Here is an 11,255-nt window from a genome sequence, read left to right as displayed (position 1 = left end):
TCCCGCGGGTGAGGATGGACACATGACGCGACACGGTTCGCTGCACGACATCGTGGAATCCGACCTCGACCTCACCGAGCCGAAGGACCATGCCGCCGGCGTCCCGGCGGTCCTGGTGTCACTGAAGCACGCCTGCGAACGGATGGGCGTCGCCCGCACCGCCGCGACGCTGCCGCGTCCGAACCAGCGTCACGGCATCGACTGCCCGGGCAGTGCACGGCCCGAGACCCCCGGCCATCGCAAACCCGCGGAGTCCTGCGAGAACGGCACCACCCCGGACCACGCCGTCTTCTACACCTCCGGCCGCACCAGCAAGGAGGCCGCGTTCCTCTACCACCTGCCGATCCGCAGCTACGGCACCGACAACATGCCCGCGAAGCCCGACACCGCGGTCTCCGAAGCCGTTGTCGTGCGGCTCGAACCGGCCGGGACCGACTGATGGGACGAGTCACCACCCGCCGGGCCGTCCTGCGGATCACCGCGGACGGGCAGGCACGCCGGCCGGACAGCCTCGCGGTGGAGGAACCGCTCGAGATCCGCCTGGACGGCCGCGCCCTCACGGTGACCATGCGGACCCCGGGACACGACGTGGAACTCACCCACGGCTTCCTGCTCGCGGAGGGCATCATCGGCGGCCGAGAGGACGTCGCCGTGGTGCGCTACTGCGACGGGGTCGACGACACCGGCGCCAACACGTACAACGTGCTCGACGTGCAGCTCGCGCCCGGCGTCGCGGTGCCGGACGGGGCGGGCGCACGTAACTTCGTCACGAGTTCCGCGTGCGGAGTGTGCGGGAAGGAGTCCCTCGATCAGGTGCGCACCCGTACCCGGTTCCCCCTGACCGACGGCTTCACGATCTCCGCCCGCGCCCTGGTCGGCATGCCTCCCCGGATGCGGCAGCGGCAGAAGGTTTTCCAGAGCACCGGGGGCCTGCACGCGGCAGCGCTGTTCACCCCCGACGGCACTCTGCGGGCGCTGCGGGAGGACGTGGGCCGGCACAACGCGGTCGACAAGGTGCTCGGCTGGGCACTGACCGAGAACCGGATCCCGTTGTCGGACAGTGTGCTCGTCGTCAGCGGCCGGGCGTCCTTCGAGCTGGTACAGAAGGCCGTGATGGCGGGGGTGCCGGCGCTCGGCGCGGTGTCGGCCCCGTCGTCGCTCGCGGTCGATCTCGCCGCGGAGGCGGGCCTGACACTGGTCGGCTTCCTCCGCGGCGACTCGATGAACGTCTACACCGGCACCGTCGCGTGAGTCGACGGCACGCCCGTCAGCTGCAGACCGCCGCCGGCGCCTCGCCGGAGCTCACCTTCTCGACGAACGAGCGCACGTCGTCGTGGGCGGCCTCGAGCACGCCGCGGTGGTCGGCACCGTCGTAGACCTCGTACGAGAGCGAGGATCCGTTGCCGCACAGCGACTTCGTGACCTCGTCGGTGACCTGGCGGGACACGAGCACGTCGGTCGTCCCCTGCACGACGAGGGTCGGCACGGTCAGCGTCAAGGCCTCGGGCTCCTGCGTGGCGAAGTACTCGGTCAAGCGACCGACGTCGGCGCCGGGTGCGAACACCTGGTCCACCGGCACGGTTGTGGCCGCGGCGCGCACGTCGTCCATGCATCCGGTGCGTGCCGCCGCGAGCAGCGGGCGGGAGGCGTCGGTGAGCATCGCGTCGGCGGAGATGTCCGGGTCCGCGGCCTCGGCGCCGAGCAGGAGAACGGGCAGGAAGCTCAGAGCCTGTGCGATGCCCGGACCGCCGGTTTCGAAGTAGGCGGCCGTCTCGCTGGTGCGGCTGCCCGGGGCGTAGGCGACCGCTCCCTGCAGTTCGAGTTCGGGGGCGCGTTCGGCGCCGTGCGCGGCGGTGAACAGCGCGGCGTGCCCGCCCTGGCTGTGCCCCATCGCCGTCCATCGGGTGCCGATGGCGGGGTCGGCTTCGCGGGCCGCACGCACGATGTCGACGACGGTGTTCGCGGCGCTGTCGCCGTTCATGTACGGATGGCCGCCGGGTGTGCCGAGACCCTCGTAGTCCGTCTGCACGACGACGTAGCCGTCCGCGACCCACCGATCGAGCATGGCGGTGGTGCGGGACAGGTAGCCGTGTGCGGGTCCGCCGACCGTGTCGGCGGACGGGGCGCACGCGTCCCCGACACCGGTGGTGCCGTGGGCCCAGCTGATCACCGGCCACCCGCCGTCGGGAGCATCGCCGCGGGGGACGGCGACCGTCCCGGATACGAGGATGGTGCGGCCGGCCGCATCCTCGGACAGGTAGGTGATCAGTTCGGTACGCGCCGCACTGGGCAGTGCCGCAGCGGTGGTCAGGGGACGGGAGCTGACGAGCGCACCGGGCGCGGGCTCGGACGGCGGCTGCTCCGCCTCCGAACACGCCGTTGCAGCCAGCATCGAGGACAGAGCGAGCGCGACGACGACGCGCCTACCGGAAAGACCAGCCACGAGTTCCTCCGTTAAGATGCTCGTATTAAATGGAAAGTTGAGCTTCTTAGTACAGTGGACGTCATGGTCGTGTCAACGGGTCGTCTCGCTCTACTCGACGCCGCGGAGGAACTGATCGCGCACCGCGGCATCCACGGCGTCTCGGCGCGGGAGGTCGTCAAAGCTGCGGGCCAACGCAACAATTCGGCCGTCGCGTACCACTTCGGATCGTGGCACGGACTGCTCGATGCGGTGTGGACCCGGCACGCACCGCGGGTCAACGCGGAACGGGCCGCCCTCGTGGACGCTGCCCGCCTCGACACACCGCCACGCCTGGAGCGACTGGTCTTCGCCTACGTCCACCCGCTCACGACCGAGGTCGCCCGCGGCCGCCCCAGCTACTGGGCACGGTTCAACGAGCAGTGGCTCGCCGTGGCGCCACTGGAGTTCCTGACAGCCCCCGCCGCGAACGCGTCCCGTGCGGACTACTACCCGACCGACGAGTCGCTCGCAGTGCTCACGTCCCTGTTCGAGGCGATCGTGCACAGTCTCGAGCTGGCAGAGGCCGAGGCCCAGCGCCGGGTCGGCCTGACGGTGCGGTTCGTCATCGGCTCCTACGCCGCCTGGGAACGCGCCCACGACGTGGGGGAAGCGCCGGAATTGGGGGCGTTCGAGTCGGAGATCGTCGACCTGGCATGTGCGATGCTCCGCGTGCCCGGACGGTGACCGGGGCGTCCCCGGGAGGTGCGGGTCAGACGGCGACCTTCTCCGCTTCGATCAGCGAGGTCATGTGCGCGAGCATCCGATCGGCATCGGGTTCCACACCGGTGAAGATGCGGAATGCATCGACGGCCTGGAAGACCGCCATGCCCGCCCCGGTCAGCGTCGGGGCGCCGAGCGCCCGGGCGCGCAGGACGAGTTCGGTCTCGATGGGCCGGTAGACGACCTCGGCGACCCACAGGTCGGGACGCAGCAGCGCCGGATCGAAGGCCGTCCCGGGGTGGGCGGCCATGCCGACGGGCGTCGCGTGGACGAGGCCGTCGGCGGCGGCCAGCAGCCGGGGCAGCTCGTCCGGCGTCGCCGAACCGACGTCGGCGCCCGGGAACAACACGGTCAGCTTGTCACGCAGGGCGGTGGCTCGTGCGAGGTCGGGGTCGACGACGGTGAACTCGCGCGCCCCGCGGGTGAGCACCGCGTAGGCGACCGCCGCACCGGCTCCCCCGGCGCCGAGCTGGACCACTCTGTCGAGGGCGACACCGCCCAGGCCCCGGTCGAAGTTGCGACCGAATCCGGACCAGTCGGTGTTGTGCCCGATCGCCCGGCCTCCGTCGAAGAGGACGGTGTTGACGGCACCGAGCCGGCTCGCCTCCGGGGAGAGGTCGTCGAGGTGCTCGATGACCGCCTGCTTGCACGGATGGGTGATGTTCAGACCGCGGAAGCCGAGGTCGTGCGCGGAGCGGAGCAGCCGCGGCAGATCGGCCACCGCCAGACCCAGCACGTCGAGGTCGATGATCTTGTAGACGTAGCGCAAGCCCTGCCGCGCACCCTCCACCTCGTGCATGGGCGGGGTCAGCGACGCACCGATGCCGGTTCCGATGAGGCCGCAGAGGATGGAGTCGGTCATGGCGGGCCCTTCCCAGCGCAATGTACGAACTAGTGAGTTACAAGACGTAGCGTACGGCCAGGGCGGGGCCGACACAACACCCGGTCGCTAAGGTGGCGCCATGGCAACCGAGCAGACCACCGGCCGACGCCGTCGCAACAGCGACCTCACCAGGGAGAACATCCTCGAGGTGGCTACGGCGGAGTTCGCGGACAAGGGGCTGTCCGGAGCCCGGGTCGACGAGATCGCCGAGCGCACGCAGACCACCAAGCGGATGATCTACTACTACTTCGGCGACAAGGAGGGCCTCTACCGGGCCGTCCTCGAGAACTCGTACGGAACGATCCGCGCCCAGGAACGCGAGCTGGACCTCGCAGACCTCGGCCCCGTGGAAGCCATCCGCACGCTGGCCGAGGCCACGTTCGACCATCACGACCAGCATCCCGACTTCATTCGCATCGTCGCCAACGAGAACATGCTCCGCGGTGAGCACATCCGCCGGTCGACCCGGCTCGCCGGCCTGGGAGCGCCCGCCGTCGACGTGCTCACCGGCATCCTCGAACGCGGCCGGGACGACGGAATCTTCCGCGACGGCGTGGACGCTCTCGACATCCACCTCGTGATCAGCAGCTTCTGCGTCTTCCGCACCGCCAACCGGTACACCTGGCAGGCACTGTTCGACCAGGACCTCGCCACGGACGAACTGCGGACCCGGCACCGGCGGATGCTGGGCGATCTCGTGGTCGCCTACCTGACGACCGCGCCCGCCTGACGAACCCTGCGCCGCAGCGTGCGGGCGCGCTTCCCGAAAATTTATGAACTATCTAGTTCATACATCTTGCGGTGGACGTGTGATGGCGCCTACATTCGGAACGACGCAGAACGAACCCGGGTTCGTATCTCGAACATCCCCCATCTTTTCCGCACAGGAGACGCGATGACCGCGCACACCCTCGACACACCGGAGAATTCCGGTATGACGACCGCTGCCCGCCCGCACGACACCACCAAGGTCAAGCGCGCGGCGTCGTCGGCCTTTCTCGGCAGCATGCTCGAGTACTACGACTTCTACATCTACGCCTCCGCCGCTGCCCTGATCTTCCCGACGGTGTTCTTCCCCGACAGCGGACACGCGGCACTGCTCTCCCTGTCGACCTTCGGCGTCGCCTACGTCGCGCGGCCCCTCGGCGCCGTGGTCCTCGGCCACTTCGGTGACCGGGTCGGACGCAAGAACGTCATGCTGTTCACCCTCATCCTGATGGGTGTCGCCACCTTCGGCATCGGCCTGATCCCCAGCGCCGAGTCGATCGGCGTACTGGCGCCCGCACTGCTCGTCCTGATGCGCATCTTCCAAGGCATCTCCGCCGCCGGCGAGCAGTCCGGCGCCAGCTCGCTGACCCTCGAGCACGCCCCGCAGAACCGTCGCGCGTTCTTCGCGAGCTGGACCCTCAACGGCACCCAGGCCGGCTTCATCCTCGCCAGCCTGGTGTTCCTGCCCGTCGCGGCCATGCCCGACGACATCCTCTACAGCTGGGGCTGGCGCGTCCCGTTCTGGGGCAGCCTGCTCGTGCTCGTCGCCGCGTACGTCATGCGCCTCAAGCTCGAGGAGCCGGAGGAATTCGCGGAGACCAAGAAGGCCGACCACGTCGCCAAGCTGCCGGTGGCCGACCTGCTGCGAACCCACTCCGCCAACCTGGCCCGCGTGATCTTCTGCGCCTTCGTCGCCGTCGTGAGCACGATCTTCGCCGTCTTCGGCCTGGCGTTCGCGACCAGCGAGGAAGTGGGCATCGCCAAGTCGACGATGCTCGCGGTCGCGATCGCCGCCAACGCCGTCGCCCTGTTCAGCCAGCCCGCCCTCGCCGCTCTGTCGGATCGGGTCGGCCGTAAGCCCGTCTTCGTCACCGGCGTCCTCGGCTCGGCGGTGTTCGTCTTCGTGTACTTCCAGGCCATTTCGACCGGCAACGTCGCGCTGATCTTCGCCGCCGGCATCGTCCTGATGGGTCTGCTCTACGCCGCACCCAACGCGATCTGGCCGTCGTTCTACGCCGAGATGTTCAACACGAAGGTCCGCTACTCCGGTATGGCGATCGGAACCCAGCTCGGCTTCGCCATCGCCGGTTTCGCACCCGCCATCGGCACCGCGCTCATGGGCGGCGACCCGACGAACTGGCTGCCCGTCGCGATCCTGACCTCCGGCGCCTGCCTGGTGTGTGCGGTCTCCGCACTGTCCGCGAAGGAGACCTTCCGCACCCCGCTGCGCGAGCTCGGCAACCGGATCTGACCCTTCCCGTAGGGACCCAATGTCACATCGCGTCGATGACATCGATGCGATGTGACATTCGGTCGTACAGGTTCCGCGCATACGAGTAGGCCCCGGCACATCTGCCGGGGCCTACTCGTGTTCCGCGATCAGGCGGTCTTGTCGCGGCGCTCGCGCTCGGGCTTGCGCGGCACGATCGTGGGAAGCACGTTGTCGTTGACGGTTTCGGCGGTGACGACCACCTTGGCGACGTCGTCGCGGCTCGGGATGTCGTACATCACCGGCAGCAGGACCTCTTCCATGATGGCGCGCAGACCGCGGGCACCGGTACCACGCAGAATCGCCTGGTCGGCGACCGCTTCCAGGCCGTCCTGGGTGAACTCGAGTTCCACCCCGTCCATTTCGAAGAGCCGGACGTACTGCTTGACGAGTGCGTTCTTCGGCTCCGACAGGATCTGCACGAGCGAATCCTTGTCGAGGTTCGTCACCGAGGCGACGACGGGCAGGCGACCGATGAACTCGGGGATGAGCCCGAACTTGATCAGGTCTTCGGGCATGACCTCGGCGAAGTGATCGGTGGTATCGATCTCGGCCTTCGACTTCACCTCGGCGCCGAAGCCGATTCCGCGCTTGCCCACCCGGTCCGAGACGATCCGCTCGAGTCCGGCGAAGGCACCGGCGACGATGAACAGCACGTTGGTGGTGTCGATCTGGATGAACTCCTGGTGCGGGTGCTTGCGCCCGCCCTGCGGCGGCACCGACGCCTGGGTGCCCTCGAGAATCTTCAGCAGCGCCTGCTGGACGCCCTCACCGGACACGTCGCGGGTGATGGACGGGTTCTCGCTCTTGCGGGCGATCTTGTCGACCTCGTCGATGTAGATGATCCCGGTCTCGGCGCGCTTGACGTCGTAGTCGGCCGCCTGGATGAGTTTGAGGAGAATGTTCTCGACGTCCTCACCGACATAGCCGGCCTCGGTCAGCGCGGTGGCGTCGGCGATTGCGAAAGGCACGTTCAGCATCTTCGCGAGGGTCTGCGCCAGATACGTCTTGCCGCAGCCGGTGGGTCCGAGCAGCAGGATGTTCGACTTGGCCAGCTCGACCGACTCGCCACGCGTGTCGCGCGCCTTCTCGCCCGCCTGGATGCGCTTGTAGTGGTTGTAGACCGCCACCGCGAGGGTCCGCTTCGCGGAGTCCTGCCCGATGACGTAGTTGTCGAGGAACTCGCGGATCTCGGCCGGCTTGGGCAACTCGTCGAGCTTGACCTCGTTGGACTCGGCCAGCTCTTCCTCGATGATCTCGTTGCACAGGTCGATGCACTCGTCGCAGATGTAGACCCCTGGGCCCGCAATGAGCTTCTTGACCTGCTTCTGGCTCTTTCCGCAGAAAGAACATTTGAGCAGGTCGCCCCCGTCACCGATACGTGCCATCTGTCAGGTCCCTACTTCCTCGTGAGCGTGCAACCGATCCCGCGACCGCCGACAGCGCCGGTCCGGGGAGCGGGCCCTTGGAACGACCGTACCCGGAGACAGCGACGGCGGTCGACCGGTTCCGGGCGATTCGGGCCATTATTTGTGCGGCGCAGCGGCAATGCCGCGCGAGCACACCGGCCCGGCCACGAAGGCGCGCGGGGCGCACTCCGGGCCGGGCCGAGGCGGTTACTTCTGGGCCGAGAGCTTGCGGTACTCGAGCACGTTGTCGATCAGACCGTAGTCGACGGCCTCCGCGGCGGTGAGGATCTTGTCGCGGTCGGTGTCCTTGCGGATCTGATCGGGATCCTTGCCGGTGTGCTTGGCCAGCGTCGTCTCCATCAGGCGGCGCATGCGCTCGATCTCCGCTGCCTGGATCTCCAAGTCGGACACCTGGCCCTGGATGCCGCCGGTGGCGGGCTGGTGGATGAGCACGCGGGCGTTGGGCAGGGCGAGCCGCTTACCGGGGGTACCGGCAGCGAGCAGCACCGCCGCCGCCGATGCGGCCTGGCCGAGGCAGACGGTGGTGATGTCGGCACGCACGTACTGCATGGTGTCGTAGATCGCCATCAGCGACGTGAAGGAGCCGCCGGGCGAGTTGATGTACATCGTGATGTCGCGGTCGGGGTCCAGCGACTCGAGCACCAGCAGCTGAGCCATGACGTCGTTTGCGGACGCGTCGTCCACCTGCACGCCGAGGAAGATGATCCGTTCCTCGAAGAGCTTGTTGTACGGGTTGGACTCCTTGACTCCGTAACTCGAATGCTCGATGAACGAAGGCAGGATGTAGCGGCTCGCCGGGGATGCGGGGGCGGTGCCCCCCGGGGCGGCAGCAGCTTGGCCGCCGAGCTGGCGCGGATCGAACAGGTTGGTCATCGCTTCTCCAGGAATTCGTGGGGCGTAGAGCGGATCGGGGGGCTCGGAACTAGTTGCCGGTGCCGCCGGCCTGCTGCGCCCGCGAGACGACGTGATCGACGAAGCCGTACTCGAGCGCTTCCTTGGCGGTGAACCAGCGGTCGCGGTCCGAGTCCTTCGTGATCTGCTCGACGGTCTGGCCGGTGTGCTCGGCGATCAGTTCCGCCATCTCCCGCTTGGTGTGCGCGAACTGTTCCGCCATGATCGCGATGTCGCTGGCGGTACCGCCGATGCCGGCGGACGGCTGGTGCATCATGATCCGCGCGTGCGGCAGCGCGTACCGCTTGCCCCGCGTGCCGGCCGAGAGCAGGAACTGCCCCATGGAGGCAGCCAGACCCATCGCGAAGGTCGCCACGTCGCACTCGACGAACTTCATGGTGTCGTAGATCGCCATGCCTGCTGTGACGGATCCACCCGGGGAGTTGATGTAGAGCGAGATGTCGCGAGTCGGATCCTCCGCGGACAGCAGCAGGATCTGCGCGCAGAGCTTGTTCGCGATGTCGTCGTCGACCTGGGTACCGAGGAAGATGATCCGCTCGCGCAGCAGCCGCTCGTAGACCGAGTCGCTGAGGTTGAGCCCAGCGGTGGCCGAGGTCATCGTGGGACCGATGGATGTCGCCGGATTCTGAGGAGTCACGGTACCTGCCTTCTCGTCAATCGTGGATTGCTGACACTGACAGTAACGAAGTGGGGCGGCACCGGATGCCCGGTGCCGCCCCACTTCGCTCAAAGCGGAAATTTCCACTCGGTGTACCCGGTGGCGGACCGTTGCCACGCCCCGCGTGCAATCGCGCGGTGCGGCAACGGATCTCGACCGGCTACTCGGATTCGCCCTCGCCGGCCGAAGCCTCGGCGTCCTCGGACTCGTCGTTGCTCTTCGTGCCGAACAGCTCGGAGGTGTCGACCGTGGCGCCACTGGTGTCGGTGACGGTGGCGCGGTCCACGACGCTGCCGAGGGCCTTGCCGCGACGGACGTCTGCGTAGACGGCGCCGAGCTGGTTCGCCTGGCCGATCTGCTGGATGAACTGCTCCGGCGGGATCCCGTAGCGCTGCGCCTGGAAGAAGATGCGCTCGGTGAGCTCTTCCTGCTCGACGGTGGTGCCTTCGGCCTCGGCGATCGCGTCGAGCAGCAGCTGCACCTTCACGGCACGCTCGGCCGACTCACGGGTGTCCTTGTCGAACTCCTCGCGGCTCGAGCCCTGTTCCTCGAGGAGCTCGTTCAGCTTGGTCTCGTCGTGATCGAGCGCGTGGATGGCGTCGTGCAGGGCGCCGTCGATCTCGGCCTGGACGACGGCCTCGGGCAGCGGCACCTCGACGGTCTCGAGCAGCACGTCGAGAACCTTGTCGCGGATCTGACCGGCCTGCTCGACCTTCTTGACCCGGGAGACCCGCTCGCGCAGATCCGCCTTGAGCTCGTCGAGGGTGTCGAACTCGCTCGCGAGCTGGGCGAACTCGTCGTCCTCGGCGGGCAGCTCGCGCTCCTTGACGCTGTTCACGGTGACGGTGACGACGGCCTCGTCGCCGGCGTGGTCACCGGCGACCAGCGTCGTGGTGAACTCCTTCGACTCGCCCGCGGACATGCCGACGAGCGCCTCGTCGAGGCCGTCGATGAGCTGACCCGAACCCACCTCGTGGGACAGACCGGTGGTGGAGGCCTCGGGGACCTCCTCGCCGCCGACGGTCGCGGACAGATCGATGGACACGAAGTCACCGTCCTGCACCGGCCGCTCGACACCGGTGAGGGTGCCGAAGCGCTGACGCAGGGACAGCAGCTGCTCCTCGACGGCCTCGTCGGTGATCTCCACGGGATCGACGGTTACCTCGATGGAGGAGAAGTCGGGCAGGGTGATCTCCGGCCGGACGTCCACCTCGGCGGTGAAGACGAGCTCGACGTTGTCCTCGAGCTTGGTGATGTCGACCTCGGGCTGGCCGAGGACCTTGACCTCGTTGGCGGTCACGGCCTCGCTGTAGCGGGCCGGGATGGCGTCGTTGACGACCTGCTCGAGCACGGCGCCACGCCCGACGCGGGCCTCGAGCAGCTTGCGCGGAGCCTTGCCCGGCCGGAAGCCGGGAAGTCGGACCTGGCTGGCGAGAGCCTTGAACGCGCGGTCGAAATCAGGCTGGAGCTCCTCGAAGGGCACCTCAACGTTGATACGGACTCGCGTCGGGCTGAGCTGCTCGACGGTGCTCTTCACGGACATGCTCCTTCTGTCGTGCTCGTGTGTCGTTCTGTTCGTGCTCGTGTGTCGTTCGATCAAGCTGTCGCCGGGTGCGCGGTCCCACCCGGTTCCTCCTGGTCGGGATGACAGGATTCGAACCTGCGACCCTCCGCTCCCAAAGCGGATGCGCTACCAAGCTGCGCCACATCCCGTCGACACCGGCACCCGGAACCTTCCGGGGACCCGCGGGAGAATCCTACGGCCCCCCGATTATGAAATCCAAAGCGAGGTTGGGTACAGTCTGTTCCTGCACGCGGCGGACCCGGAAACCCGGGTCGATCGCATGCATGGGGATGTAGCTCAATGGTAGAGCCCCAGTCTTCCAAACTGGCTACGCGGGTTCGATTCCCGTCATCCCCTCCACCGGACC

General features: G+C 68.0%; 10 protein-coding genes, 2 tRNA genes and 1 pseudogene. 6 read left to right on the top strand and 7 right to left on the bottom strand.

The window, feature by feature from the left end:
- Positions 1 to 22 precede the first annotated feature (22 nt).
- Positions 23 to 373, top strand: a pseudogene (locus AC2IPW_RS09875) (hypothetical protein); the annotation flags it as partial.
- Between the two features lie 65 nt (positions 374 to 438).
- The gene (gene fdhD, locus AC2IPW_RS09870; RefSeq protein WP_486376784.1) at positions 439 to 1,251 is read left to right on the top strand and encodes a formate dehydrogenase accessory sulfurtransferase FdhD; all 813 of its coding nucleotides are present in this window, start codon (positions 439 to 441) and stop codon (positions 1,249 to 1,251) included.
- Between the two features lie 16 nt (positions 1,252 to 1,267).
- On the opposite strand, the gene AC2IPW_RS09865 is transcribed toward fdhD, so the two are convergent.
- Complete coding sequence (locus tag AC2IPW_RS09865) at positions 1,268 to 2,443, bottom strand: alpha/beta hydrolase family protein (RefSeq protein ID WP_486376783.1); 1,176 nt, start codon at positions 2,441 to 2,443, stop codon at positions 1,268 to 1,270.
- A 63-nt stretch (positions 2,444 to 2,506) separates the two neighbouring features.
- On the opposite strand from AC2IPW_RS09865, the gene AC2IPW_RS09860 reads away from it, so the two are divergent.
- Positions 2,507 to 3,148 carry a TetR/AcrR family transcriptional regulator gene (locus AC2IPW_RS09860; RefSeq protein WP_486376782.1) on the top strand — a complete coding sequence of 214 codons (642 nt, stop codon included), beginning with the start codon at positions 2,507 to 2,509 and terminating at the stop codon, positions 3,146 to 3,148.
- 25 nt (positions 3,149 to 3,173) lie between these two features.
- Here AC2IPW_RS09860 and AC2IPW_RS09855 read toward each other — a convergent pair whose 3' ends face one another.
- Positions 3,174 to 4,046, bottom strand: coding sequence for a shikimate dehydrogenase (locus AC2IPW_RS09855; RefSeq protein WP_003938132.1), 873 nt, complete (start codon positions 4,044 to 4,046; stop codon positions 3,174 to 3,176).
- Positions 4,047 to 4,146: 100 nt separating this feature from the next.
- Here AC2IPW_RS09855 and AC2IPW_RS09850 point away from each other — a divergent pair, with 100 nt between their 5' ends.
- Both AC2IPW_RS09850 and AC2IPW_RS09845 read left to right on the top strand, forming a co-directional pair.
- Positions 4,147 to 4,797, top strand: coding sequence for a TetR/AcrR family transcriptional regulator (locus tag AC2IPW_RS09850; RefSeq protein ID WP_003938131.1), 651 nt, complete (start codon positions 4,147 to 4,149; stop codon positions 4,795 to 4,797).
- 165 nt (positions 4,798 to 4,962) lie between these two features.
- Complete coding sequence (locus tag AC2IPW_RS09845; protein WP_289377775.1) at positions 4,963 to 6,306, top strand: MFS transporter; 1,344 nt, start codon at positions 4,963 to 4,965, stop codon at positions 6,304 to 6,306.
- A 128-nt stretch (positions 6,307 to 6,434) separates the two neighbouring features.
- On the opposite strand, the gene clpX is transcribed toward AC2IPW_RS09845, so the two are convergent.
- The 5 genes from clpX to AC2IPW_RS09820 all read right to left on the bottom strand — a co-directional run bounded on the left by clpX (position 6,435) and on the right by AC2IPW_RS09820 (position 11,037).
- A complete protein-coding gene (clpX, locus tag AC2IPW_RS09840) occupies positions 6,435 to 7,712 on the bottom strand; it encodes an ATP-dependent Clp protease ATP-binding subunit ClpX (RefSeq protein ID WP_003938129.1) in 1,278 nt (425 codons plus the stop codon).
- Between the two features lie 228 nt (positions 7,713 to 7,940).
- On the bottom strand, positions 7,941 to 8,627 hold the full coding sequence (locus AC2IPW_RS09835; RefSeq protein ID WP_003938128.1) for an ATP-dependent Clp protease proteolytic subunit: 687 nt from the start codon (positions 8,625 to 8,627) through the stop codon (positions 7,941 to 7,943).
- Positions 8,628 to 8,676: 49 nt separating this feature from the next.
- Entirely contained in the window at positions 8,677 to 9,303 is a 627-nt protein-coding gene (locus AC2IPW_RS09830) for an ATP-dependent Clp protease proteolytic subunit (RefSeq protein WP_003938127.1), read from the bottom strand.
- A 181-nt stretch (positions 9,304 to 9,484) separates the two neighbouring features.
- Positions 9,485 to 10,861 carry a trigger factor gene (gene tig / locus AC2IPW_RS09825; protein WP_416063341.1) on the bottom strand — a complete coding sequence of 459 codons (1,377 nt, stop codon included), beginning with the start codon at positions 10,859 to 10,861 and terminating at the stop codon, positions 9,485 to 9,487.
- A gap of 99 nt (positions 10,862 to 10,960) precedes the next feature.
- A tRNA-Pro gene (locus AC2IPW_RS09820) sits at positions 10,961 to 11,037 on the bottom strand.
- 137 nt (positions 11,038 to 11,174) lie between these two features.
- On the opposite strand from AC2IPW_RS09820, the gene AC2IPW_RS09815 reads away from it, so the two are divergent.
- Positions 11,175 to 11,248 (top strand) — tRNA-Gly (locus AC2IPW_RS09815).
- Positions 11,249 to 11,255: the final 7 nt, after the last annotated feature.

This window comes from Rhodococcus sp. NS-SX18 (assembly GCF_057367935.1).
Note: the sequence above shows the minus strand (reverse complement) of the source record. Positions and strands in the feature narration are given on the sequence as shown.